Genomic DNA, 24,649 nt, shown 5'->3' with positions numbered 1-24,649 from the left:
TAATTACTCCCAGTTAATCAGTTTTAAAGTAATTATTTTATATAACAAAAAGTAATTTTCATTACTTTTTAAAACTCGTATGTTCAATACAAAATCATTCTTATCATAGATAAAAATTTTAACTAAGTTTAGATATAATACAGTGCCAAGAATAATTGAACGAAATAAACCAAGCGATGTTTTTAAAAGTTGTTTATCGATTATAAGTATAATTTTCAGTATGGTAAATTGAATAAATTTCTAATTAATTTGTAGTAAGAATATGATGTGTAAGGTTTTTAAGCTAAAATAAATTCTATTCTTAATTCCCTATTTATACCATTTGGATAAATTTCACGTAATAAGTCTTTGTCTTTAATAAAAAAATCTAGATATGGCTCAATAATAGCTATTCTTTCTTCTACTGTTTTAGTATTCATAACGGCTTAGTTCTCCTTAGTTAAACTTAAATGATTCAAGTTTGATCACCAAGAAGCTAAATTAAAGCCCGATTGGTGATCAGGGAGTTAGAAACACCGTCAACAAGAACAGCTGAGTAGTTTTTAGGCTTAAAGTTAATACTCTAAGCCCTGAACATGACTACTACCTCCCCCCCGACCGTAAAATATCGAGGAATAAACCAATTTAACGGTGATTTTGCCGCCTGTTAATGGAGGTTTCTATACTCCAGAACAACCTTAGCTGTTCCAAGATGATTCTAAGCAAAACTTAAACAAGTCAATATGATTATTGATTTCAAAAATTGGTATTGTGCTCGCATGACTCGTTTTATGTCATTCCCGCTTTCGGGGGAATGACATCGAGCGGATTTTGCGAGCCATGCAACAAAGCTTACAGTCGTTTGCAATGACGATATCAATCTTTATTTTGCAATACCTTTTATGCTATCTGTAAAACAAGATTAAAGCGAATAGCAGGTTATCCACTCGCGTTGTTATAATACAAGGCTATCATTAGAATCGTTTACTCCTAGTCCTGCAAGCATTATATTCTCCATTCTCGTCACATAGTCACAAGTTGCAGAATAACCTGAATTTATTAATGCTTCTTTTTGTTCAGCTGTGATATCAAAACTTAAAGCTGATATATTATGATCATCCATAAAAACTGTTCTATCATGACTCTGAAAACAACTTACCAAGTCAGAGCTTGTGAGAACTTCAGCTAATGCATATAGTTGATCCACAACAGTAGTAGTATCCACAAAACGGTTTAGGTTCTGTACCATTCTGATAAGCTTCTAATATTTCTTTATTGATTGGTTTAAACCCAAGAGTTTTATAATTTTTATTATCTGTTTGAGAAAGGCTTCGTGCTGCAGTTTTATCATCAAACACCTCAACCGGGTAATTATTTCCACCATCCACATATGTTGAAACTACTCCTTGAACAGTTTTTTGTACGGACTGAAAATATATAGGAAAAGCCCCTGAAGCGTATACGAATTTTACGACTTTCTCATCAGGAGCATTTTCATAAGATAGAATTTCCGGAAATTGAGTACTGAGATTTAGTACACACTACGTATAAATCTATGTTTGTTTTTTGACTGTCATGTAGCTGTTTAAAAGTAATATCGTGGTCAAATCCCTTGTCTTTTAATATTGCCCTAAAAATTCTTCTAGATATTTCTCAGAATTTAACCATCCGTAGAATACAAGATTATACACTTGGTCCCATTTACTAGTATGATCTGAAAATATTATTAAAATCAATTTTCTTAAGTATATCCTCAATTTCTTCCGGTTGATATCCTAGTACTATGGAGAAAGCAGCTATTTGCAGCACCACCGTAAGCTCCAACTACTTTCTGGATATTTTTTTTAAACAATCTTTGTCTTTTAATGCCTTTAGAGCCCCTGCATACGCGATGACTTTTACTCCACCACCTGCAAAGGCTAAGTTGTTTATTTCTAACATTTTCAATACCTTGATTTAGTTAATATAATTTAGGCTTTATTAAAAGAAATTAGATTATTAATATTTTTGTAAAAATTGATAAGATTTGTACTAAAATAGCTACAATATATTAATTTAATTCTTCTTAATAAAACGTAAATTAATATTAACTAAATATTTTTCTAGATATTAAGATAAATATTAGGTTTATATTAATAAAAATTAATATTTGTGACTTTTTATCTATTTTTTTCCTAGATCTTACAATCAAGTAAAGTAGACGTTATTGCGTGGATCGGTTTTCCCGTCATTGCGAGGAAATTGCATAGCAATTGACGAAGCAATCTCAGGAGTTTGTTATTATTTCATGAGACTGCCACGCAGCCTACAGCTTCACAATGACGATATCATTCTTTACTTAGCAATACCTTTTTATGCCACCTATAAATTTTGTTGCATAATAAAACTATCACTTATATACTTACTGTCGCTAATGATTAATTTGCTTAAAGTTATATGGTAAGTAGTAATTTTTATAAAAATCTAGGGCCACGAACACTAACAGCAATTATAGATTTTTTATACGATATTATAGAACCTCCTAAGATTCATGAAGATATAGCTATTCATGATATTAAAATTCTGCAGGAAGCATCACCAAATGATATTAGCTTTTTAAGCAATCCTAAATACTCCGAATTTTTAAAAACTACCAAAGCTGCTGCTTGTATAGTGCCGAAAAATTTTACGGGAGAAGCAAATCCAAATACTGTTTTATTACACGCCCAGAACTCATATTTTGCTTACGGCAAATTAATAGATTTTTTTTATGCTCCTATTAAATCATACCCTGCTAAAATAATGAAATCCGCTATTGTTGCAGATTCGGCGACTATCGGAAAAAATTGTTATATAGGTCACAATGTAGTTATTGAAGACGATGTTATTATAGGTGATAATAGTATTATAGAAGCCGGAAGTTTTATAGGTAGAGGCGTAAATATAGGCAGAAACGCTAGAATAGAACAACATGTTTCAATAAGTTATGCAATTATAGGCGACGACGTCGTAATACTTGCAGGTGCAAAAATTGGACAGGACGGGTTTGGATTTTCTACCGAAAAAGGCGTACATCATAAAATATTTCATATAGGAATAGTTGAAATCGGCAATAATGTTGAAATCGGTGCAAACACTACTATTGATAGAGGATCATTTCAAGATACAATTATAAAAGATTTATGCCGCATAGATAATTTAGTACAAATAGGGCATGGCGTCAAAATAGGTAAAGGCTCTATTATCGTAGCACAGACAGGTATAGCAGGAAGTAGCACGATCGGTAAATATTGTGCTCTTGGAGGGCAAGTAGGAATCGCCGGACATCTAAATATAGGCGACGGGGCACAGGTAGCGGCACAAGGCGGTGTAGCACAAAATATAGAAGCAGGTAAAATTGTCGGTGGCAGCCCTGCAGTTCCTATCATGGATTGGCATAGACAATCTATTATTATGAAACAATTACTAAAGACCTCTAATAGCAAATTAAAAAAGTAGCTTGCTATTGAAAAGAGCTTTGTTATTGCATGAACACCTGAGTCGTCATTGTGAGCAGCCATGGGCTACGTGGCAATCAAAAAAAATCAGAAAAAAGTGCTGATTTTAGTACTTTTTACTAGATTGCTTCGTCAATTATTTCATAATTTCCTCGCAATGACGGAAAATTTACATTAAAGAAGAGACCTAAATAAATGATCATAGATGTTACCGAAATCATGGATTGGATACCTCATCGCTATCCATTTTTATTAGTAGATAGAGTACTTAAAATCGATCCTAACAAATCAATAACAGGTATTAAAAATGTTACTGTTAACGAACCGCAGTTTACAGGACATTTTCCAGCAAGGCCTGTTATGCCCGGTGTTCTAATGGTTGAGACTATGGCACAATTAGCTGCTGTATTAGTTGCTAAATCTTTAGGTTCTGCTAAGAATAAAGAAGTGTTTTTAATGGCTATCGAAAATGCAAAATTTCGTAGAATTGTTCAGCCGGGGGATACTATGCATATCCACGCTGTTATTGATCAGCAAAGAGCTAACGTATGGAAATTTTCAAGTACGGTTACGGTCGAAGGTGAAATAGTTGCAGAAAGTAAGTTTACCGCAATGATTAAAAATAAAGCATAGGGATATAGTGTCAAATTCTAATATCCATACTACAGCTGTAATTGCAGAAGGTGCAAAGCTCGGTAAAAACGTAAAAATCGGACCGTATTGTATTATAGGTCCTGAAGTTGTACTTCATGACAATGTCGAGCTAAAATCCCATGTAGTAATTGAAGGGATTACCGAAATCGGCGAAAATACCGTAATCTATCCTTTTGCATCAATAGGTCAACCTCCACAAATCTTAAAATATGCTAATGAGCAGTCAAGCACGATAATCGGCTCTAATAATACTATTAGAGAATATGTTACGGTACAAGCAGGAAGCCAAGGCGGCGGAATGGTGACAAGAGTAGGAAATAATAATTTATTTATGGTTGGCGTCCATATAGGTCATGATTGTAAAATCGGCAATGATGTAGTATTTGCTAATTATGTAAGCCTAGCAGGTCATATTGGGGTAGGTGATTATGCAATAATCGGCGGACTGTCTGCTGTACATCAATATGCTAGAATCGGTGAATATTCGATGATCGGCGGGCTATCGCCGGTCGGAGCAGATGTAATACCGTTTGGGCTTATAAGTAGCAAACGTGCGGTGCTTGAGGGCTTAAATCTAATCGGTATGAATAGAAAAGGGTTTGATAAAGCAAAGTCTTTAAGTGCTTTAAAAGCTATCGAAGAAATCTTCTCAGGTGAAGGTAATTTTGCTGAACGTATAAAACAAGTTGCCGAGAAATATAACAATAATTCTATAGTAATACAAATTATCGATTTTCTTAATCAAGATAGTAGTAGAGCATTTTGTCGTTTTGAGAAGTAAATTTATTTACACATTATAAGGAGGATAAAAATGACAAAAAGTATTACGACTAGTATACGCTTAGAAATAAATTTAAGTAAAAAACTTGAAAAAGCAACTCATGATTTACACCGTGGAAAAAGCTAGATAATTAGTGAAGCAATACGTATATATCTTAAACAACTAGAAAATTCAGACCTAGCCAAAGAAACTAAACGTCAATCCTTATTAGCTAGTAAAGAAAACAATCCTGATGCCAACTTATGGTTAAAACACAATGAAGAAAGTTGGTTAGATGAATGGAAATAATAGAAATTAAAAAAAGATATATTGTTGCTTGGTGTAATATCTGGAGATTATGGTAAACCTCGTCCCGCTGTTGTTGTTCAATCTAATTTATATAAAAATCATCCCAGTATAACAGTTTGCCCTCTAACAACGAATTTAATAGATGCTCCAACTTTTCGCCTGTTATTGACTCCTACAGAGCTAAAAGAATCTCATATTATGGTTGATAAAATTAGTGCTATAAGAAGTGATAAAATTCAAAAAAAATTGGTGAATTATCACCTGAACAACTAGAAGAGTTAATTGAAGCTATTAAATCATGGATGAATTAGCCACTAATTTTCTCATTTTTTCTTGCAAAGAGTTTTGGCGTAAACGAGTTTTCAAGCTCTTAAAATCAACTATTTCTGCATTTTGATTTTGCTGGCTACATGCAAAAATATATTTCTGCTCTCCTTTAACTTTTTGAATACATTGTCCGCAAATTCCTTTCATCATACATTGCATCGATGAATTAACTCTAACTATTATTTTTGTATTTTCACTGAATATTTCATTTTTTAGACTTTGCAATTCTTCTATTATTTCAGGAGAAGCATTAATTATTACTATATCCACTGAAACTAATTTACGGGTTTTTATATCAGGATAGGTAACAAATATAACTTCATTATTATTTTCTTTTAGAACTTTTAATAAGCCTATATTACCGGCTTCGAAATCAACAATAACTATTTTTTTATTTTGATATATTTCTAGCGGCGAACCTGTCGGTCCCATTAAAACTACTTTCTCATTTTCGGATAATGTTTTACATAAGCTAGTAGATTTACCGACTTCAAAAACTATAAAGCTAATTAAGCCTTTTTCTACATCAATATCGATAGGGCTTAAGGCTACAGGCTCTATTAACTTAGCAGCATCTTCAGAATAATTTTGTAAGCGAAAAAACTGTCCGAACTTAAAATTTTTAGCAGCAAGCGGCGAATGAATTATCAACTCAAAAGTTTTATCATCTAAAATATTTATTTTATTAACCCTAGAAGTCAGCAAATAATCAAGCTGCGTACAAAAATCTTTATAACTACCTTTAAAGCTAGGATTATTATTTATAAGCCTTTTGTTAATAGCATTGTACCCTTCTTTGGTACTAGCAAGAGCCTTCACTACACTACCCGAATATTTAGTATTACAATCACCGAAATAACTATATTTATCCTCATCGAATTGAGTGTTATTTTCTATACCGATTGCCATAATCACAGTTTTGGTTTTGATGTCATTGCGAGGAAATGCGTAGCATTGACGCGGCAATCTTGTTAAACCAAACTCCTGAGATTGCCAAGCAGTCTTTGACTGCTCGCAATGACGGTTTCGATTCTCAAACTCCACAGATTCCACATGACCGTATTTATCAACATTAATCCTTAAAGGTTGCATATTTTCCTTAAAATCAACACCGAGTGCTAATGCATATATTAGCTCCTCGTGATTTAATTTATATGCCGGCGAATCTTGCAATCTTCCACGATAGTAGACAGTAGCACCCCCAAGCTTATTAAAAACCTTTCTTAATTCTTCATTATTCTTAGCTTCTTTAAACAATTTTGCATGAGCAATAAATTCTTCAGCTATTTCTTTATCTTCCTCCATTAAATCTTTTTCTATATAATCTTCGGCAAATTCCTCTACTTGTTTTTTATAATAATATAAACTTTCCGTTGCTACGTCTAAGGAAGTAAGACCGCCGCCTATTACCGCAATCGGCATCCTAATTACCATATTAGTATTAGAATTTTTCAAAAATGCTCCTCCGCTTTGCAAAATCATTAAGAAATCAGAAGCCGTTTTTACGCCCTTAGCTTCAAAATTTTCTATATCTAAAACTTTCGGCTGACCTGCTCCAATGCAAAAAGCTATATAGTCAAAACCCAAATCGAAAGCTTGTTCTTTCGTTATATTAAAATCTAAAGCTACTCCGTCATAATATTTGAAATTATTATTTCTCTCTAATATTAGCCGCAATATATCGAGATTGTTTTTATCCCACCGAACGGTAATCCCATATTCCGCTACCCCTCCAAATCCTCTTGGCATTCTTTCCGATAACAAATTTTTATATTCATGCCAAAATTTTATAGGCTTATGAACGTCAAAAGGCAGTAGAGTAATTTTTAAACCGTCAATAGCCACAACATTATGACCTGACCGTAATAAATAATAGCTAAGACTAAAACCTGCAGGACCAAGACCGGTAACTAAAATATTATAATTAGTAGGTTCTTTCGGAAGCGGTGCATAAATATTAAGCGGATTCCAACGAGTAAGCAGTAAATATATCTCTAAGCCGTAAGGTAATTTAAGCGTTTCTGCTAAAATATTTGATTCTATTAATGGGATATTTACCGGATCTTGCTTTTGGTAAATACAAGCTTTTGAGCAATCATTACAAATCCTATGACCTGTTGCTGCAACCATCGGATTATCAATAACGATAATAGCAAGAGCACCTAGGTTAAAACCTTGTGCCTTAACATAGTTCATTTCAGAAATTTTTTGTTTTAACGGGCAGCCTTGTTTTAAATCCGTCATTGCGAGCGACTGCAAGGAGCATGGCAATCTCGTCAAATCTCCTGAAATTGCCACGTCGCTTCGCTCCTCGCAATGACGATTCTGAGGTTGCAGTAATCCCTTAGAACAGCTATCCTTATCCTGCTTATGGCAATAAATACAATAATGAGAATGGTTTAAAGCTTCATCTAGATTTAAAAAAGAATCTGTATAGTCAAAATCTACTCTCTCATTTTTTTGATATTTTAATATTTTTTTATCGTCTATTAGATTTTCTTTATCTAGTTTTTGTGGGAGGTTGAATAGGATGTCATCCTGTGGCTTGATACCCTCACACGAATAAACCCTATACGCAGCATACCTAGCTGCTATGTCTAATTCTTCTGTAAAACTTTCTTCTGCCTGTTGCCATATAATTATTTGTTTGGCAAATTCTCTAGAAGTAAAATTCGCACCTATTAAATCAGTTAGCTTTAAATACACATCTTCAAAATCAATATCTTTTATTTTTTCCGGTGGATATTTTTTTACGGCAACACGTTGAACAAATTTTCTTTTACATTCATAAATAATATCAAAATCTTTATGTTTTAACCTTGATATCGTTATTTCTTTTGAAATACAAAATAACTCTGCTAAAAAATCGTCTAAATGAGGGGAAATTTTTAGCAAAAATTCGGAATAATCTTTTGGAATAATGGAGAGAGGAGTCGATCTAAATAACATTAAATCTTTATGCAAAGATCTATCGGCTTTAAAGAGATAATCTAAAAATATTTGATCTAATTTTTTAAGTCCGGTTAAATCTAATTCATTAAAATCTAGATTAAAACCAAGTTTCATAAATAATAAATAACTCTTTTAGAAAATTGTCTATAAATTAAATAACTGATACAAACAGTAATAAATGCAACTATAATAGACTTAACTATCAGCATCATATCCGGTAATGTTCCGTCAATCACCAACGCTTGTACGGGTCTTATAACTAAAAAGAATGGATTAAATTCAAAATATATCTTTTTAGACTCCGGAATTAGCGAATATGGATAAACTATCGGTATACTCCAATAAATAACTCCAAGAATAACACTCAACATTTGCGGAATATCTCGAATATACGGCGTTAAAAATGCTACTGTGATAGAACCGCTAATCACACATATTATTAAGGGCAAAATTAATATCGGCATAAATATTATTTGCCAAGAAAATTTTTCTGGAAATAATAAAATAAAAGCAAAATACATTGCCGAAAATGAGCAAATTAAAGTATATAATTGCCCTAAGCTATCCGCAACAGGAAAAAAAGTCTTAGAAATTCTAACTTTTTTTATTATTTGATCACGTGTAACTAAAGAACTTGAACAAATCGTTAAGCTGCTTACTATAAAACTCCACAAAGGAATACCGCCGACTAAGTTCATTATCATAAATTCTCTCGGCTGTCTTAATAAAAAACCGAAAAAATATGAAATTACCATTATGTGAATAAAAGGCTGAATTAAACTCCATAAAGAACCTAAAAAAGAATCTTTATTTTGCCTAATTATAGAAGCTTTAACTAGTAATGCTATTGCCCTCCAGTATTTTTTAGAAAAAAAATACTCTATCATTTATGAATTTCCTTGTTGTTGGTTATAGATTTTAAACATTTCCGATGGTGTACCATCACCTATAATATTGCCGTCTTTTAATAAAATACATCTATCGCAATTATCTTTTATAATTTCTTCTTGATGGCTTACTATTATTGAAATAGGAGTATTTTTAAATTTATTCTTCATTAAACTAAGAGATTTTTCTATAAAATAGCTATCGCCTGCCGCAAAAACTTCATCAAGTAATAAAATCTGCGGATTTTGAAATATCGATACAGAAAAAGCAAGGCGTGATAACATACCGGAGCTATAAATTTTTATCGGTAAATCAATTTTACTACCAAGTTCTGAAAAATCTATAATTTCTTTTTCAATTTTTTTGCTATATTTATCCAGCATATTATTATATAGCATTAACATTTTTATATTTTCACGACCAGTTTGCTCAGGTTCAAAACCAACTCCCATATCTATAATTGCCGCAATATCTCCATGAACTTTGACTGTACCGGATTTTAACGGATATATTCCGGCGATTAGTTTTAGAAGCGAACTTTTTCCCGAACCGTTACTCCCTATAAAAGCTATTTTTTCTCCCTCATAACAAGAAAAATTAATATTGTTTAATATAGGTATATTTGGAGAAAGAGAGATTCCTTTTTTCAAGAAGAAATGCTTTAAACCTTGAGCTCTTTTATGAGTATCAATACCTTCAACATAACCATTAGTTATCTCTATAAATACTTTTGAATGGCTAAGTGACATAAAACAAATATTAAATAGATTTATTAATCCAATCTAAAAGAGAATTTTTTTGTTGTAAACCTATTTTAGTATCTTTTTGTTCACCGTTTTTAAATAACATTATCGTTGGAATACTACGAATACCGTATTCTGAAGGAGTGTTAGGATTTTCATCAATATTCATTTTAAATACTTTTACTTTGCCTTGTAATTCTTTACTGATTTCATCTATTATAGGTGTTAACATTTTACACGGTCCGCACCATTCTGCCCAAAAATCAACCAGTACAGGTAAATCCGATTCTACTACTTCCTTTTTAAAAGAGCTATCCGTTACGTTATTTGCCATAAATTCCTCTATGTTTTTGTAGCATTGTCCATATGGCTTTTATGTCATTCCTGCTTTTAACAGCCTTATTGCATGACTCGTTTATGTCATTCCCGCGTAGGCGTGAACCCAGTAAAACCTAAAAAAACAAGTTTTTTTAGGTTTATTTTATTAAATGTGTAACTTCTATATAAATATTTGAAGTTATTTTTCTGGATCCCCACCTACGCGGGGATGACATCGAGTAGGTTTTTCAATCCATACAACAAAGTCGCTTTTAGCTAGGAATAACATAGTGTTGTTTTCGGATTCATATGGACAACATCTATATTCATAAATAAAATTATAAAGTACAGGCTTCTACTTGTAAATAATGAAAATCTTTTTATTTATTATATTTATTTTTTCTATTATAATATATTCGCATTATTAAAGCTGCTGTTTCCTCTATTGATCTAGTCGACACGTCAATTACCGGCCAATTTCTTTGATCACAAATTTTTCTGACTTCTAGGCACTCTTTTTGTACTATATTAAAATCCGTATAGCTTTTATTTTCGTTAATTTGTAATAGATTTAATCTAGCTTCTCTTATCTCAATTAACCTATTTGGATTAATAACGAGTCCTACTACCAATTGATCTATATCTTTTTCTATAAAATCAGGAAAGGGGCAATTATAAACATAAGGAATATTGGCAGCTTTTAAACCGTTATACGCTAGAAATATGGAAGTCGGTGTCTTAGAAGTTCTAGAAGGACCTATTAATATTATATCAGCCTCTGATAATTCATTAAGCATTTGTCCGTCATCATGTCTTATAGCATAATCTATGGCATTAAGTGTATCAAAATAAGTTTTATCAAATTTATAATTGTAATTCTGTTCTTTTTCTATTTCAATACCTGAAAAAACAGACATTTCTTTAATAATTTTACCTATTACAGAAATACATGGAATTTTTAACTCATAGCAAAATTTCGTTAAAGCTTTTCGGAGTTCTTGATCAGCAATCGTGTATAATACTATCCCATATTTATATTCTATTTTACTTAATACTTCATTTAGCAATTCCAAATTTCTAATCATTGGCCAATGATATAATTTTGGTTTTACGGAAATAAATTGTGCAAGGGCAGAATTTGCTGCATATTTTGCAGTTTGCACGGAAGAGTCTGAAACTAAGTGAATAATTAGCTTTGTCATACTTTACACATGTAATTGTGGATAAATTTTTTAATAACTTATTATTTTTCCTATTAAAATCTATTAAAAATTTCCTCAAATCCTTATTAAATCAAGTAAATCTAGTGTATTTTCTTTTAAACAAATAGTTTGTGGATAAAATTGTGAATAAATATCATTTTTCTTTGAAAAAATAGTCTTTTCTAAACTATAAATGAATTTTACACTTAATTATCCACTCGTACAAATTCATTACAAACTTATGTGAATAATAATTAAAAATACCGATATTTTTAAGAAAACTTTAATGAAAATTTTGTTGATAACTCTGTTTAAAACATTTAACCTACATAATTCTATTTACATAAACAACAAATAATATGTATAAATATATTTATTATAATATTTTTAGTAATAGCATGAAGCAAATTATAAATCCGTTAAAAGGAAATAGTAATAAAATACCTATTTGGTTTATGCGTCAAGCAGGTAGATATTTGCCGGAATATAAAAAAGTAAGAGAAACAACAAAAAATTTTCTAGATTTTTGTTATGATGTTAACAAAGCAACGGAAGTAACCTTACAACCGATAAAACGTTATGGATTTGATGCAGCTATTATTTTTTCCGATATATTAGTTTTACCTCATGCTCTTGGATGGGAGGTGGATTTTAAAGAAAATATAGGGCCTATATTAAAGCAATTCAAATCACAAGAAGATTTTAAATATCTGCAAATCAATCCAAATGATAAATTAGAAAAGGTTTATGAAATAATAAAAAAAGTAAAAAAAGAATTACCATCCCCCACTTCTTTAATAGGATTTGCAGGTAGTCCTTGGACAGTGATGAGTTACATGCTAGAAGGAAAAGGAAAACAGGATTTTAAAACGAGCAAAAAATTCATATATGAAAATAAAATACTTGCTGAAGAATTATTAAATTTTATTACGGAAAAAACAGCTGATCATCTTATAAATCAAGCAAAATCTGGAGCAGATGTTTTAAAGCTTTTTGATTCATGGTCAGGAGTACTTGCAGAAGAGGAATTTACTGAATTTGTAATAGAGCCGACAAAAAAGATTGTACTAAAAGTAAAAGAAGTTTTTCCAAAAACTCCTATAATTGCTTTTCCTAAAGGAGCGGGATTATTGTACGAAAAATTTATAAAAGAAGTACCGATAGATATTTTAGCCGTAGATCAAATGGTCCCTCTTGAAAAAATGAAAGAGTGGAGTGATAAAGTAATAGTACAAGGTAATTTAGATCCGGTTGTATTATTAACTAATAAAGAAATTATTAAAGAAAAAACTTATAAAATTTTTCAGGCAATGAAAGGAAAGAATTTTATCTTTAACTTAGGACATGGTATTTTGCCTGAAACACCTACGGAAAATGTAGAATTTTTGACAGAATATGTTAGGTTATATGAAGAAAAGAATAGCAATAGTACTTTTTAATTTAGGCGGTCCAAAAGACCTTAAATCAGTGAAGCCTTTTCTATTTAATCTATTCTATGACAAAGCTATAATTAATCTACCAAATCCTTTGCGTTATATTATCGCTAAAATAATTTCTATTACTAGAGAGAAAAAATCTCAAAAAATTTATTCTTTAATCGGTGGTAAATCTTCTTTACTTCAGGAAACAGAGGGGCAGAAATTAGCACTAACCGAAAAGCTAAAGCAACTTATAAAAGAAGATTTTGCTATTTTTATAAATATGAGATATTCAGCACCGTTTGCTAAAGAAGTAATAAGTCAAATAAAAAAATATAATCCAAGCGAAATAATATTATTACCTCTATATTCTCAATTTTCAAGTACTACGACAGGATCATCGGTTAAAAATTTTTTACAAAACCTTGATATTGATATTCCAATTAAAACAATTTGCTGTTATCCTCTAGAAAAAGATTTTATAAAAGCCCATGTTTCATTAATTAAAGAAAAACTATACGATAAAAATTTTCGTATATTATTTTCTGCTCACGGGTTACCCGAAAAAATAATAAAAGCAGGCGATCCTTATAGTTTTCAGATAAAAGAAACAGTACAAGCAATAGTTAAAGAATTAAATATAAAAGATCTAGATTATAAGATAACTTATCAAAGTAGAGTAGGACCTATAGAGTGGTTAAAACCGAATACGGAAGACGAAATAGAGCTAGCAGGAAAGTTAAAAAAAGACATAATTATCGTACCTATATCCTTTGTATCCGAGCATGTTGAAACACTAGTAGAGCTTGATATTGAATATAAATTAATCGCAGATAAATATGAAATTCAATATACCCGAATTCCAACACTTGGAACAAATAAAATTTTTATTAATAGTTTGACAGATATATTGCTACGATTTATTAATAAGGTTGATACTAATTTAGTTATGAGTAGCTCTAGTACAAGAATATGTCCAAACGAATTTACTAAATGTTTGTGTAAATTAACAAATTAATAAGGAACAGAATGGCAAGTTACTATCTATGGTTTAAGTCAGCCCATCTGATATCTGCTATATGTTGGATGGCAGGGCTTCTTTATTTACCTAGAATATATGTTTATCATACCAAAGCTAAAATAGGTAGTGAGCTAGATAGTACTTTACAAGTAATGGAGCTAAAATTACTCAGATTCATTATGAATCCAGCAATAATTAGCACATTTATTTTTGGTTTAATAAATGCTCATATTTACGGGTTTGTTGCTCTTGATACTTGGTTTCACGTTAAAATGTTTGCAGTATTGATTTTAGTGATATTTCACGGTTTACTTGCAAGATGGCGAAAAGATTTTGCAAATGGTAAGAATGTCCATTCAGAAAAATTTTATCGTATAGTTAATGAGATTCCGGCTATTTGTATGATTGTTGCAGTGATTATGGTTATAGTGAAACCATTTGACTAGTATATATTCTTTTTATTTGAAAAGGGATTGTTAAAGATATATTGTCATTGCGAGCAGCGGTAAGCTGCGTGGCAATCTCATGAAATAATAATAAACTCCTAAGATTGCTTCGTCAATTACTTACGTAATTTCCTCGCAATGACGTTAAAACGATCCATGCGGGCAATGTTTTTCCGTGAAAAGAAAGCAGGAATGACATAAATAAAGCAATGTCTGCTCATCTATACTTTAGCAATACCAAATATTGCTTCTAATTCTGCTAAGCGTTTTCTCTATTGTGTTGATATCTCTCTTTTTCAAAGGTCTTTCTAGCAACTCTGCTATCTCAACTTTTAGGATTTCTAAATTTTCTTTTGAAGTAAACTCTGCTACGAGTTCAGCTAGGCTCTTGTTAGTTTGGTTGGACATGTAGTTACCCCCGATTAATTAAACTTAAATTGCTTAAGTTTCAACCACCAAAGAGAAATAAACCCTTGGTAGTCAGAGAGTTAGCAAAACTGCCAAAACCTATTATCTCCCCGATTATAAGGTTGAGGATTACATCAGTTATGTGAGAGATGTTCTCACTTTTGGTAGAGGTTGTGTTACATCCCGAAATGGTGTTTTACTATTTCAGTTAAAGCTTATACCTAACTTCCTTTAAAAGTCAATCTATAACTTATTTTAAACTAATAGTTTATTTATATTTCTAATATAAGTTATAAAATTTATTTAGAATATATATAATTCATAAAAAATAATATGGAACATTGTGAATAATAGCGATGAACTTAATAAGTTAGTAATCTTTAAAGATAAAACCATTAGAAAAATTTTGCATAATAACAAATGGTGGTTTTCGGTAGTCGACGTAGTAGGAGCATTGACTGATAGTAGTGACCCTGGAGCTTATTGGTAAAACAAAGGTTAAACGAAGAAAAAAGTGAGGTCGTGACAAATTGTCACGGACTGAAATTAACTACCACAGATGGAAAAAATATATAACAGACTGTGCAAATACAGAGTCACTACTTATGAGAGGATTCAAGAAATTTCTGATCTGGAAAAGTCAATTGATAGAGCAAAGGATAATTGGAAACGACACGGTCTTAGTGAGAAATGGATTCAACAACGTATGGATGGGGCAGAAAACACGAAATAAATTAACTGATTACTGGAAAAATCATGAAGTAACAAAAGAGAATGAATTTGCCTATATTAACTAATATTATTCATCAAGAATGGGCTGGTATAACTTGTTAAAGAACACAAAAATATAAAGGGCTTAACAAATCAAAATTTACGTGATCACATGAATGAAGCAAAATTAATTTTTGCTGCTCTTGCTGAAATCTACTCGTCACTAATAATGCAACAGGAATGGAAGAAAATAAGGTTGCAGATAAAATAGGAGGAAGTATAGCTAAAAACGCTAAAACGGCCTTAGAAGATAAAACTGGTAAAAAAGTAATCTCAACAGAAAATTATTTACCGCCTAAACTTACAAAGTAAAAAATTTTGTTATAGTGAAATGCATTGAATTAGATGATATTTCTAAGAAATATCATCTAATTCAATGCATTTCACTATAAACCAAGGATTGCATCGGTTTTGTGGAAAATACTCTCACTTTTGATAGAAGTTCCAACACACCGAAATAGCATTTTGCCATTCCGGTTATGATTTTAAAAAAGTCAATTAAACTTTACTTCAGGTGGCAATGACATTAATATTGCTTCAACATTTCCATCGGTCATTAAGCCGAATTTAGTACCGCGGTCATATAGCAAATTAAATTCTACATATCTACCTCGCCTTATAAGCTGGTATTCTTTCTGCTCAGTTGTCCAAGGTAAAAATAACTTACTTCTAACGATTTCAGGATATACCGACAACAAAGCCTTACCTACGTCCTGTGTAAAGGCAAAATCCTGTTCAAAATTATCGTTATTTAAGTAATCATAGAATATTCCGCCTACTCCTCTCGGCTCTTTTCGATGCTTTAGATAAAAATATTCATCACATTGCTTTTTGAATTTAGGATAATAGCTAGAATCATACTTATCGCACACTTCTTTAAAAGCTGCATGAAACTTTACAGTTTCGTTTTCTTCCGGATAAAAAGGTGTTAAATCGCCACCGCCGCCAAACCAACTTTTAGAAGTTTCTATATAACGAGTATTAAAATGCATAGAGGGAATTAGCGGCGATTTAAGATGTGCGACTAATGAAATGCCTGTTGCAAAGAATTTTCCATCTAGCTCTGCTCCTGGAATTTCGCTGCGGAATTCGGGAGAAAATTCACCGAATACGGTAGATATATTAACCCCGACTTTTTCAAATACTTCTCCTTTCATGAGAGACATGACACCACCACCGCCACCGTTACGTTGCCAGCTTGAGCGTACGAACTTAGCCGGTTTTAAACCTTTGGTTTGTGCATATTCTTCTTCGATTTTTTCAAATTCTTTGCACAATAAATCACGTAAATTAGTAAACCAACTACTTGTTATTTCTTTATTTTCTATGTTCATAATTATTAAGCAACGATTTAATTACTTTCCTCATCATATACATAATCACTAAAAATACGGCAGCAATGATCATAATATAAAAAGCCGGAGCATAAAATAAGCCTGTGTGCTCTACAAGCCAACGAGAAATAATAGGTGAAGTTCCACCGAATATCGCTATTGCAAAATTGTAGCTGAAAGCAACACCGGTAAATCTTTGTTCTGCCGTAAACAAGGATATAACGAATATATAAGCTGTACCTGCTATGCTTCCTGCGAGCATACCAAGCATTGTAAGAGCTATAATTTGTTGCCACATCTCTTCTGTCGACATAAGTAACATGGTTGGTAAAATCAATATCAAGATAGCAACACCAACAAGCATTGCCATTTTAAATTTTCCGATAATATCGGCAGTACCGCCAGCAAGCGGCATCGCTATCATCGCAATAAACGAACTATACGCTAAATATGATAAAGCAATAGTATTACTAAGATGCATTACATTATAATAGAAAACATTTATATATGTTTTTACTAAATACATAACGCTGCTAGCGATAGCACCTATACACATAGTTAAGAACATCGATCTCCAAGCAGTTCTAATTACATTGGAAAAAGGTGCTTTAAGAACTTGTTTCTTTTTCTCAAGCATTTTAAAAATCGGTGTTTCCGATACACGCAATCGCAAGTAAAATCCTGCAAGACCCATAAATCCCCCAAGCAGAAAAGCAAAACGCCAAGCAAAATCTATATGAGAGAAATAACGTTCTATTATAATACCGATAAATGTTGCAATTAAGGTACCGGCGATATTTGAACCATGTACTAAACCTGCCGTAAAACCCGGTCTTAAATTCTGACGATGTTCAAGGATAAAAATGGCCGCTCCCGTTCCTTCACCGCTAATACATAAACCTTGAATAAGCCGCATTATAACTAGAGTTATAGGGGCATAAATCCCAATACTTGCATATGAGGGTATGAGACCCATAATAAAGGTCGGAATAGTCATACCTAGCATCGAGATTATTAAAGCGATACGTCTACCGTATCTATCACCGATATAACCGAATAATATGCCTCCTATCGGTCTTGTCAGAAAGCCAACCGCAAATACTCCAAGGCTTAGAAGAATTCTAATGAATTCTGATTCGCCTGGAAAAAAAACTTGTCCAATAATCAGCGAAAAAACTGAATATACCGTAAAATCATAATATTCAAGTACATTACCTGAAATAGCAGATAAAAAAATGAACTTAGACCTATTCATCGAGCTTTAAATAACTTAATTACTAATTAGTTATTATAGACAAGTTACATCATTTATAAAGTGTAATTTATAATATTATAAATTACACTTTCATAATCATTTAATTTTTTTATATATTATGCAAATGATTTTGAAAAGGAATTAGCAGAATGTGATAAAGCTATAAAACAAAATCCGAATGATGCATATATTGGACATGGATTTAGACTAAGAATACTGGGACTTAGGTTTCCTGAAAAATATGAGTTGGCCCTTGAAGCTTATAACAAAGCAATTGGACTAAACCCTAATCATTTTCAGGCTTATCTTAATAAAGGAGCGGTATTAATTCAGTTGGGAAAATACGATTTAGCTTTAGAAGCTTATAATAAGGCAATCGAAGTAGATCCAAGTCATCCTTATGCTTATAACAATTAAAGCAGAAATATTAAGAAAGCTTAAAAAATACGAACTAGCACTTGAAGCATACAATAAAGCAATTGAAATTGATCCTAATTATTCCGATGCTTATTTTAATAAGAGTAAATTATTCGATGAACTTGGAAATTACGAAGTAGCTCTTGAGGCATATGATAGAGCACTCACATATAGGCATGATGACGATTTAGATTATTCTGACATATATTATAATATAGGAACAATTTTGAGTAGGCTTCAAAAATATGGCTGTTAAAATGTATGATTTAGTACTTAAATTAGAACCAAATAACTCATACACCTACTTTAGTAAAGGATTTGCATTATATGAACTTGGAAAAAATGAACTTGCACTTGAAGCATATAATAAAGGAATTGAATTTAATCCTAATGACGCTAAAGCATATTTCTATAAGGGTTTAGCTTTAGATGTGTTACAGGAATATGAAGAAGCTATTAGATCGTATGATACAGCATTAGAGCTAGAACCGAATGAGCCTGTAATATACTTTAATAAAGGAAATATATATTTTAATATAGAAGAATATGAGTTAGCTATTAAAATGTATAATAAAACAATACAGCTTAATCCTGATGATTTTAGAGCTTACGTGAATAAAGGAATAGTTTTAGGAATTCTTAAAAATATAATTTAGCATTAAAAGCTTTTGATGCAGCACTTAAATTAAATATCAATGATTATAAAGCACATCTTAATAAAGGTCTTACTTTGGAAAAATTAGCAAATACGATTTATCTCTTGAATCATACAACAAAGCATTAGAATTAGAGCCAAATGACTTTTGAGACACAAGCTCAAACACAAGCTATATTAGACATGCAAAAGGCTAAATAATAGTCATAATTTATTATGACTATTATAACGTACATATTAATTTGGTCATAATATTAATATACACGTTATAATGGTTAAGCACTTATAACCTAGTTATCCTCTAGTGGGAACCACCGGAATTCTTACTTTTGTAAGTTTAGCTCCTTTTGGCTTTTTAATTCCTGCAAATTTCTGTTCTTCTTGTTGTTTTCGTAGTTTTTCTCCTATTTTTGCAGCTTCTCTGCTACCTTTAAGAGCACTTTTTACGGGCTTTGTGTTAAGATTCGTAACACCTTTTGAAGTATTAAGACTTCACAATCTTTATCAAAATATTTTACGTCTGTAGCAGTACTTAAATGGTAAACTCCGCTACCTTTTGTATAAACTGATTTTGATTTTGTAAAGTTTTACCTTCTAAATCTAAAAATTTACCATTTTTTTCAATAGCAAATACTTTTCCATTTTTTTTAAAGAATAGTTTCATCAAGCTTAATATTCTCATCTAATACTACTTTTCCAAAATCACCTACTTCTCCAACTTTTGTACCATAAGATCATATGCGTAAAGTTTTTCTTCATGGAAATCTAAGTTGTTTAAAAAATTCTCTATGGAATTCTTATCATTAGTAAAATTGCCTAATTCATAGGTGCCTATAATTTTCTCTTCTTTGCTTACTATTTTTTTCGTATTTTTAATAATTCCAAGATAGGTTAGAGCTTTTTTAAACTTACCCAAATTACGTTTTACCTCAACTTCTACGGGTCTAGAAAATTTTTTTTCTTTTACTTCTTCAACTTCTCCTATAACTAATTGCTGCCCATCTATGGGGCTGCCCAGTTCATCTTTAAAATGAATTAATTTGGCATTTTTACTCTATTTAATTCAGTTTCTTCAGTTTGAAAATGTAGATATTTTTTTTCTGGCATAAATTCCTCCTTGAATAAATTGTGGTTCATTTCAAGTGTAAAGGAGTAAATTAAATTTTTGCAAGAAGTTTTTATTGTTAGTTATTTCTCAATAACTAACAAATATTAAGAATTAAAAAGTACTGTGCCGTCCAGCCGCCATCTATCAAGAGTCCACTACCTGTTTATTGATGATGCTTTTTCGTCACATAAGAATATTACTAAGTGTGCTATTTCATCAGCTTCTACAAATTTTTTCGTAGCTTGAGATTTAAGGATTACATCCCTTAACGCTGATTCTTCACTGATATGTCTAGCTTTAGTAGTATCTGCTATTTGATTCCTTACTAATGGTGTGTTGACGTAACCGGGACAGATAGCATTAACTGTAATATTAGTCTCAGCCACTTCTAAAGCAACGGTTTTGGTAAACCCAAGGATACTGTGCTTTGCTGCTACATATGCTGACTTGAAAGGTTATGCGACATATGCATGAGCAGAAGCGATATTAACAATTCGCCGAAGCCGTTTTTTTCATAATCTGTATTGCGTATTTTGTAGTATAGAAAGATGCTATTAAATCTATACGCAAAATTTGCTCCCATTTATCTTCAGGAAATTCATCGATAGGAGCAACATGCTGAATACCTGCATTATTTACTAATATGTCTATTTTACCGAATTCTTTTATTATCCTCTCAAACATAGAATGAATTTCATCAGGTTTTTCCAAATTTATTCCTTGATAAAATACAGCCCTTGCCCCAAGTTCTTTCAATTCTGCTGAAATTTTGGCTACTTCATCTTCTTTTGCAAAACCGTTAATAACTATTTTAGACTCAAGTTTTGCAAAATGTTTTGCTATCTCAAGCCCGATATAGTAGAACCGGTAATAACTGCTACTTTGTCTTTCATTTTTATCTTCTTATAAAATATGCACTGTCATACTGTGGCTTGTACCAGTCAGCTAAATCGTTATTGCGAGCAGCCATAGGCTGCATGGCAATCTCAGAACTTTGGCACTAGATTGCTTCGTCAATTACTTACATAATTTCCTCACAATGACGAGAAAATTAGAACCATGCAACAAAGCTGATCAAGTCACGGGATGACATAGTTAATCAAGTAATATTTGTCTTTTATTTAAAAGTAACTTATACTAGATTTCACTTAAAGAAATAATGTATAAATCTATGGAAATTGTTAATAACGTTGATGCATCTGTATCTTGCCAGGGCAAAGAATCTCCATATGACCATCCGAAAGTTTATTTAGAGATAGATAAAGAAAAAAAGGAAGTTATCTGCCCATATTGTAGTAAGAAATTTAAATTAGTAACAAAATGACTATAAAATTTCTGTCAGAAAGTGCTATCAACCGAATTGCTGCCGGTGAGGTTATAGAAAGGCCCGCATCGGTAGTAAAGGAATTAGTTGAAAATGCTGTTGATGCAAGTAGTACTAAAATAGATATTATTTTAGAACGTGCCGGTAAAAATCTAATCATTATTTCCGATGACGGTATCGGTATGACTGATAAGGAATTAGAAATTGCCGTTGAACGTCATACAACTTCTAAGTTTGATGAAAGCGATTTTCTAAATATTCATACTTTCGGTTTTAGGGGTGAAGCACTGCCGTCTATTGCTGCTATTAGCAAAATGCTAATTACTTCTAAAAAGCGAGATGCCGACAAAGCATTTCAGATTAAGTTAATTGGCGGCAATGAAAAACAAGTTACTATTTCTGTTCATAATGAAGGTACTAAAATAGAGATACGTGATTTATTTTTCGCAACACCTGCACGTTTAAAATTTCTTAGAGCCGATAAAACAGAGCTTGCAGCAACTGTAGATGTGGTTAAGAAAATCGCTCTAGCACATCCTAAAATTTCTTTTAGTTTAACACATGACGGCAAGAATTTATTAAAATTAAAGGGACAAAATAAAGATGCTGAAACTAACCTAAAACAGCGTATAATTGATGTAATAGGTGATGATTTTATAAAAAACGCCGCTTATATAAACTTCAAAACACCTGATTTCTCTATTTGTGGCTATACTAGTAGCCCGACATATAATAGAGCTTCAAGTGAAGATCAGTTTTTATTTATTAATAATAGACCGGTAAAAGATAAATTATTACAGGTAGCTTTAAGGGTAGCATATCAAGATTATTTAGCTCGTGATCGTTATCCGCTATGTGCTATATTCTTACAAATCGATCCGCAACTTGTTGACGTTAACGTACATCCGGCAAAAGCAGAGGTTAGGTTTCATGACCCGAATTATGTGCGAAACTTATTAATAGAAGCAATTAAAAATGCTTTAACAAATAAAAGCCATGTTACTTCTACTACTATCGCCTCTGATGCTCTTGAGTTATTTAAAAATCCTTTAGTTAACAAACAATCGCCAGTAAGTAAAGTTATAAATGTTAATAGTAAATCGGCAGATTATAGACCTACTACTCATTCTACACTTAATACAGTTCCTCAAAATCATGTTTGTCAAAAATTAATCGATACATTATCACATGCTAAAATAGAACAAGAAGTAGAAAACCGTATAGAACATGAACAGCAAACCCGTAAACAATATAAACTTGGGGCAGCTAAAGCACAACTTCATACGACTTATATTATTTCACAAACCGAAGATAGTATAGTGATTACCGACCAGCATGCAGCACACGAACGTTTAGGGTATGAAAAAATAAAAGATTACCTTAAAACGGAAGAGTTAATCAAACAGCGTTTGCTTATCCCTGAGATAGTAGAACTGCCAAATGAAAAAAAAGCAGATTGTTTATATGACCATAGAGAAAAACTATATAAACTCGGTTTAACTCTAGAAAAATTCGGCGAAAAATCTATTATAGTAACTGAAATTCCAAATATCCTTGGAGATGTAAACGTACAAAAGTTAATTCAGGATCTCGCCGATCATTTATCGGATTTTGGCAAGAATATAGCTTTGACAGAGTTAATCGAGCATGTAACGGAAACTTATGCCTGTCATTACTCTATTAGAGCAGGACAAAAATTATCGGCAGATGAAATGAATGCATTACTGCGTCAAATGGAAAATACGCCGCTTTCAGGTCAATGTAATCACGGCAGGCCTACTTATATTGAGTTGAAGCTTAAGGATATCGAACGCTTATTTGGACGGTAACTCGTTTAATTTGAAAAATTGGCGTCTCATTGCGAACGACTGCAAGGAGTGCGACAATCTCGGGAAATTAAAACTAGATTGCCACGCTCCTTTTAGTCGCTCGCAATTGACTTATCTCTCTTTATTTTGCAATGCCTAGTTTTTACTTGACTATTTTTCAATTTCGTATTATTTTGCTTTTCTTAGAATAATAAAATAATATCTTGATTTAAGGTGTCAGCTAATGGCAAAGAAAAATAAAAATGTTTTGGTAAGGCTAGTAAGTACTGCCGACACAGGTGTTTTTTGGGTAAAGAAACGTAATCCGAAGACCCAAACCAAGAAGCTTTCTTTTCGTAAGTATGATAAAGTAGTTAGGAAACATGTTCTTTTTAAAGAAGAAAAAATAAAATAATTGTAAGTAATATATGGCAGTAAAAATTCGTTTAGCTAGAGGCGGTGCTAAAAAGCGTCCTTTTTACCGTGTAGTAGTAGCTAACACAACAGCACCTCGTGACGGTGACTTTTTAGAAAAAGTCGGAACTTATGATCCAATGCTTGCTTCAGATAATAGTGAGCGTGTTGTTTTAAAAAAAGATCGTATAGAATATTGGCTTGGCACCGGTGCTAAACCAACTGAGCGAGTCGCAAAATTTATTGAGCAAGCGGGTGTTACCCTTCCTGGGAAAGTTAAAAAGGAAATGGAAGTGAAAGCAAAAAACCGCAAAGCTAGACCAAGTAAAAAGGAAGCTAAAGAAGCTTAGTTTATATAGTGTATTTTTCGTCATTGTGAGCAGGCATTGACTGTGTGGATCAATTCAGCCCCTGTCATCCCGCTATTTGATTGCAGGATTTAGTAAATTTGACTATTACAAGTTATTTTTCTAGATATTGTGGTCAAGCCACGGTATGACAACACATATCTCTTCTCTATAATCATATTAATATGCCGGATTAGCTCAGTGGTAGAGCAACCGCCTTGTAAGCGGTAGGTCATCAGTTCAAATCCGATATCCGGCACCATCAAAATTTTTCTTGTCATACCTGGGGCTATCTTTATATAGATACCAAATCGT

General features: G+C 32.1%; 27 protein-coding genes, 1 tRNA gene and 2 pseudogenes. 17 read left to right on the top strand and 13 right to left on the bottom strand.

From position 1 onward, the window contains the following. Window positions 1-278 precede the first annotated feature (278 nt). The 3 genes from A3305_RS09430 to A3305_RS10220 all read right to left on the bottom strand — a co-directional run bounded on the left by A3305_RS09430 (window position 279) and on the right by A3305_RS10220 (window position 1,487). The gene (locus tag A3305_RS09430; protein WP_014391699.1) at window positions 279-419 is read right to left on the bottom strand and encodes a hypothetical protein; all 141 of its coding nucleotides are present in this window, start codon (window positions 417-419) and stop codon (window positions 279-281) included. Between the two features lie 515 nt (window positions 420-934). Then, the gene (locus A3305_RS10225; protein WP_226983982.1) at window positions 935-1,228 is read right to left on the bottom strand and encodes an alpha/beta hydrolase; all 294 of its coding nucleotides are present in this window, start codon (window positions 1,226-1,228) and stop codon (window positions 935-937) included. Beyond that, entirely contained in the window at window positions 1,161-1,487 is a 327-nt protein-coding gene (locus A3305_RS10220) for a patatin-like phospholipase family protein (RefSeq protein ID WP_226984044.1), read from the bottom strand. The genes A3305_RS10225 and A3305_RS10220 overlap by 68 nt, the downstream gene beginning before the upstream one ends. A 928-nt stretch (window positions 1,488-2,415) precedes the next feature. Here A3305_RS10220 and lpxD point away from each other — a divergent pair. From lpxD to A3305_RS02945, 5 genes and pseudogenes are all read left to right on the top strand, one after another. Next, a complete protein-coding gene (gene lpxD, locus A3305_RS02965; RefSeq protein WP_014391696.1) occupies window positions 2,416-3,456 on the top strand; it encodes a UDP-3-O-(3-hydroxymyristoyl)glucosamine N-acyltransferase in 1,041 nt (346 codons plus the stop codon). Window positions 3,457-3,650: 194 nt separating this feature from the next. Next, window positions 3,651-4,088, top strand: a complete 438-nt coding sequence (gene fabZ, locus A3305_RS02960) for a 3-hydroxyacyl-ACP dehydratase FabZ (protein WP_014391695.1) — start codon at window positions 3,651-3,653, stop codon at window positions 4,086-4,088. Window positions 4,089-4,095: 7 nt separating this feature from the next. Continuing rightward, window positions 4,096-4,890 (top strand): acyl-ACP--UDP-N-acetylglucosamine O-acyltransferase, encoded by a 795-nt coding sequence (gene lpxA / locus A3305_RS02955; RefSeq protein ID WP_014391694.1) that lies wholly within the window; start codon window positions 4,096-4,098, stop codon window positions 4,888-4,890. A 30-nt stretch (window positions 4,891-4,920) separates the two neighbouring features. Beyond that, window positions 4,921-5,178, top strand: a pseudogene (locus tag A3305_RS11470) (hypothetical protein). A gap of 21 nt (window positions 5,179-5,199) precedes the next feature. After that, on the top strand, window positions 5,200-5,451 hold the full coding sequence (locus A3305_RS02945) for a type II toxin-antitoxin system PemK/MazF family toxin (protein WP_226983981.1): 252 nt from the start codon (window positions 5,200-5,202) through the stop codon (window positions 5,449-5,451). Window positions 5,452-5,469: 18 nt separating this feature from the next. Here the strand turns inward: A3305_RS02945 and A3305_RS02940 are convergent, their stop codons facing one another. From A3305_RS02940 to A3305_RS02920, 5 genes are all read right to left on the bottom strand, one after another. Continuing rightward, entirely contained in the window at window positions 5,470-8,571 is a 3,102-nt protein-coding gene (locus A3305_RS02940; RefSeq protein WP_014391691.1) for an FAD-dependent oxidoreductase, read from the bottom strand. Further along, a complete protein-coding gene (locus A3305_RS02935; protein ID WP_014391690.1) occupies window positions 8,568-9,344 on the bottom strand; it encodes an ABC transporter permease in 777 nt (258 codons plus the stop codon). Before A3305_RS02935 ends, A3305_RS02940 begins: the two co-directional genes overlap by 4 nt. Further along, window positions 9,345-10,094: an ABC transporter ATP-binding protein gene (locus A3305_RS02930; RefSeq protein WP_014391689.1), complete on the bottom strand. Its 750-nt coding sequence runs from the start codon at window positions 10,092-10,094 to the stop codon at window positions 9,345-9,347. It lies immediately after the preceding gene. A gap of 10 nt (window positions 10,095-10,104) precedes the next feature. Continuing rightward, a complete protein-coding gene (gene trxA / locus A3305_RS02925; protein ID WP_014391688.1) occupies window positions 10,105-10,422 on the bottom strand; it encodes a thioredoxin in 318 nt (105 codons plus the stop codon). A 364-nt stretch (window positions 10,423-10,786) separates the two neighbouring features. Next, window positions 10,787-11,608: a pyruvate, water dikinase regulatory protein gene (locus A3305_RS02920; RefSeq protein WP_014391687.1), complete on the bottom strand. Its 822-nt coding sequence runs from the start codon at window positions 11,606-11,608 to the stop codon at window positions 10,787-10,789. Window positions 11,609-12,006: 398 nt separating this feature from the next. Between A3305_RS02920 and hemE the strand changes: the two genes are divergently transcribed. From hemE to A3305_RS02890, 5 genes are all read left to right on the top strand, one after another. Then, window positions 12,007-13,047, top strand: coding sequence for a uroporphyrinogen decarboxylase (gene hemE / locus A3305_RS02915; protein ID WP_014391686.1), 1,041 nt, complete (start codon window positions 12,007-12,009; stop codon window positions 13,045-13,047). Then, complete coding sequence (gene hemH / locus A3305_RS02910) at window positions 13,004-14,044, top strand: ferrochelatase (RefSeq protein WP_014391685.1); 1,041 nt, start codon at window positions 13,004-13,006, stop codon at window positions 14,042-14,044. Before hemE ends, hemH begins: the two co-directional genes overlap by 44 nt. 11 nt (window positions 14,045-14,055) lie before the next feature. Then, complete coding sequence (gene hemJ / locus A3305_RS02905; protein ID WP_014391684.1) at window positions 14,056-14,493, top strand: protoporphyrinogen oxidase HemJ; 438 nt, start codon at window positions 14,056-14,058, stop codon at window positions 14,491-14,493. 751 nt (window positions 14,494-15,244) lie between these two features. Continuing rightward, on the top strand, window positions 15,245-15,391 hold the full coding sequence (locus A3305_RS09425) for a hypothetical protein (RefSeq protein WP_014391682.1): 147 nt from the start codon (window positions 15,245-15,247) through the stop codon (window positions 15,389-15,391). 461 nt (window positions 15,392-15,852) lie between these two features. After that, entirely contained in the window at window positions 15,853-15,984 is a 132-nt protein-coding gene (locus A3305_RS02890) for a phage antirepressor protein (RefSeq protein WP_081120825.1), read from the top strand. 182 nt (window positions 15,985-16,166) lie between these two features. On the opposite strand, the gene hemF is transcribed toward A3305_RS02890, so the two are convergent. Together hemF and A3305_RS02880 are read right to left on the bottom strand one after the other, a co-directional pair. After that, entirely contained in the window at window positions 16,167-17,006 is an 840-nt protein-coding gene (gene hemF / locus A3305_RS02885) for an oxygen-dependent coproporphyrinogen oxidase (RefSeq protein ID WP_014391680.1), read from the bottom strand. Next, complete coding sequence (locus A3305_RS02880) at window positions 16,990-18,261, bottom strand: MFS transporter (RefSeq protein WP_014391679.1); 1,272 nt, start codon at window positions 18,259-18,261, stop codon at window positions 16,990-16,992. Before A3305_RS02880 ends, hemF begins: the two co-directional genes overlap by 17 nt. Before the next feature lie 111 nt (window positions 18,262-18,372). Here A3305_RS02880 and A3305_RS11775 point away from each other — a divergent pair. Continuing rightward, window positions 18,373-18,934, top strand: a pseudogene (locus tag A3305_RS11775) (tetratricopeptide repeat protein). Further along, window positions 18,924-19,334: a tetratricopeptide repeat protein gene (locus A3305_RS02870; RefSeq protein ID WP_014391678.1), complete on the top strand. Its 411-nt coding sequence runs from the start codon at window positions 18,924-18,926 to the stop codon at window positions 19,332-19,334. The pseudogene A3305_RS11775 and the gene A3305_RS02870 overlap by 11 nt, the downstream one beginning before the upstream one ends. A 531-nt stretch (window positions 19,335-19,865) precedes the next feature. Here A3305_RS02870 and A3305_RS10195 read toward each other — a convergent pair. From A3305_RS10195 to A3305_RS11185, 3 genes are all read right to left on the bottom strand, one after another. Further along, window positions 19,866-20,015 carry a hypothetical protein gene (locus A3305_RS10195; protein WP_014391676.1) on the bottom strand — a complete coding sequence of 50 codons (150 nt, stop codon included), beginning with the start codon at window positions 20,013-20,015 and terminating at the stop codon, window positions 19,866-19,868. A gap of 581 nt (window positions 20,016-20,596) precedes the next feature. Further along, window positions 20,597-20,860: an SDR family oxidoreductase gene (locus tag A3305_RS11190; RefSeq protein ID WP_373604497.1), complete on the bottom strand. Its 264-nt coding sequence runs from the start codon at window positions 20,858-20,860 to the stop codon at window positions 20,597-20,599. Window positions 20,861-20,927: 67 nt separating this feature from the next. After that, window positions 20,928-21,245: an SDR family NAD(P)-dependent oxidoreductase gene (locus tag A3305_RS11185; RefSeq protein WP_264357849.1), complete on the bottom strand. Its 318-nt coding sequence runs from the start codon at window positions 21,243-21,245 to the stop codon at window positions 20,928-20,930. A gap of 355 nt (window positions 21,246-21,600) precedes the next feature. On the opposite strand from A3305_RS11185, the gene A3305_RS02850 reads away from it, so the two are divergent. The 5 genes from A3305_RS02850 (at window position 21,601) to A3305_RS02830 (ending at window position 24,596) form a co-directional block, all read left to right on the top strand. After that, window positions 21,601-21,765 carry a zinc-finger domain-containing protein gene (locus tag A3305_RS02850; RefSeq protein ID WP_081120821.1) on the top strand — a complete coding sequence of 55 codons (165 nt, stop codon included), beginning with the start codon at window positions 21,601-21,603 and terminating at the stop codon, window positions 21,763-21,765. After that, entirely contained in the window at window positions 21,762-23,594 is a 1,833-nt protein-coding gene (mutL, locus tag A3305_RS02845) for a DNA mismatch repair endonuclease MutL (protein WP_014391673.1), read from the top strand. The genes A3305_RS02850 and mutL overlap by 4 nt, the downstream gene beginning before the upstream one ends. 223 nt (window positions 23,595-23,817) lie before the next feature. Next, window positions 23,818-23,988, top strand: a complete 171-nt coding sequence (gene rpmG, locus A3305_RS02840; RefSeq protein ID WP_014391672.1) for a 50S ribosomal protein L33 — start codon at window positions 23,818-23,820, stop codon at window positions 23,986-23,988. Between the two features lie 13 nt (window positions 23,989-24,001). Then, window positions 24,002-24,337 (top strand): 30S ribosomal protein S16, encoded by a 336-nt coding sequence (rpsP, locus tag A3305_RS02835; RefSeq protein ID WP_014391671.1) that lies wholly within the window; start codon window positions 24,002-24,004, stop codon window positions 24,335-24,337. Between the two features lie 184 nt (window positions 24,338-24,521). Then, window positions 24,522-24,596, top strand: a tRNA-Thr gene (locus A3305_RS02830). Window positions 24,597-24,649 lie beyond the last annotated feature (53 nt).

Origin of the sequence: Rickettsia amblyommatis (assembly GCF_002078335.1) — a bacterium.
GTDB classification, from domain to species: Bacteria; Pseudomonadota; Alphaproteobacteria; order Rickettsiales; family Rickettsiaceae; genus Rickettsia; species Rickettsia rickettsii.
This window is presented reverse-complemented; position numbering and strand designations above follow the sequence as displayed.

Bases quoted from the DNA above. Each gene is read 5' to 3' on its own strand.
- A3305_RS09430 (WP_014391699.1), bottom strand. From the start codon at position 419: ATGAATACTAAAACAGTAGAAGAAAGAATAGCTATTATTGAGCCATAT.
- A3305_RS10225 (WP_226983982.1), bottom strand. From the start codon at position 1,228: ATGGTACAGAACCTAAACCGTTTTGTGGATACTACTACTGTTGTGGAT.
- lpxD (WP_014391696.1), top strand. From the start codon at position 2,416: ATGGTAAGTAGTAATTTTTATAAAAATCTAGGGCCACGAACACTAACA.
- fabZ (WP_014391695.1), top strand. From the start codon at position 3,651: ATGATCATAGATGTTACCGAAATCATGGATTGGATACCTCATCGCTAT.
- A3305_RS02940 (WP_014391691.1), bottom strand. From the start codon at position 8,571: ATGAAACTTGGTTTTAATCTAGATTTTAATGAATTAGATTTAACCGGA.
- A3305_RS02935 (WP_014391690.1), bottom strand. From the start codon at position 9,344: ATGATAGAGTATTTTTTTTCTAAAAAATACTGGAGGGCAATAGCATTA.
- A3305_RS02930 (WP_014391689.1), bottom strand. From the start codon at position 10,094: ATGTCACTTAGCCATTCAAAAGTATTTATAGAGATAACTAATGGTTAT.
- trxA (WP_014391688.1), bottom strand. From the start codon at position 10,422: ATGGCAAATAACGTAACGGATAGCTCTTTTAAAAAGGAAGTAGTAGAA.
- A3305_RS02920 (WP_014391687.1), bottom strand. From the start codon at position 11,608: ATGACAAAGCTAATTATTCACTTAGTTTCAGACTCTTCCGTGCAAACT.
- hemE (WP_014391686.1), top strand. From the start codon at position 12,007: ATGAAGCAAATTATAAATCCGTTAAAAGGAAATAGTAATAAAATACCT.
- hemH (WP_014391685.1), top strand. From the start codon at position 13,004: ATGTTAGGTTATATGAAGAAAAGAATAGCAATAGTACTTTTTAATTTA.
- hemJ (WP_014391684.1), top strand. From the start codon at position 14,056: ATGGCAAGTTACTATCTATGGTTTAAGTCAGCCCATCTGATATCTGCT.
- A3305_RS02890 (WP_081120825.1), top strand. From the start codon at position 15,853: ATGGAAGAAAATAAGGTTGCAGATAAAATAGGAGGAAGTATAGCTAAA.
- hemF (WP_014391680.1), bottom strand. From the start codon at position 17,006: ATGAACATAGAAAATAAAGAAATAACAAGTAGTTGGTTTACTAATTTA.
- A3305_RS02880 (WP_014391679.1), bottom strand. From the start codon at position 18,261: ATGAATAGGTCTAAGTTCATTTTTTTATCTGCTATTTCAGGTAATGTA.
- A3305_RS02870 (WP_014391678.1), top strand. From the start codon at position 18,924: ATGGCTGTTAAAATGTATGATTTAGTACTTAAATTAGAACCAAATAAC.
- A3305_RS10195 (WP_014391676.1), bottom strand. From the start codon at position 20,015: ATGAGAATATTAAGCTTGATGAAACTATTCTTTAAAAAAAATGGAAAA.
- A3305_RS02850 (WP_081120821.1), top strand. From the start codon at position 21,601: ATGTATAAATCTATGGAAATTGTTAATAACGTTGATGCATCTGTATCT.
- mutL (WP_014391673.1), top strand. From the start codon at position 21,762: ATGACTATAAAATTTCTGTCAGAAAGTGCTATCAACCGAATTGCTGCC.
- rpmG (WP_014391672.1), top strand. From the start codon at position 23,818: ATGGCAAAGAAAAATAAAAATGTTTTGGTAAGGCTAGTAAGTACTGCC.
- rpsP (WP_014391671.1), top strand. From the start codon at position 24,002: ATGGCAGTAAAAATTCGTTTAGCTAGAGGCGGTGCTAAAAAGCGTCCT.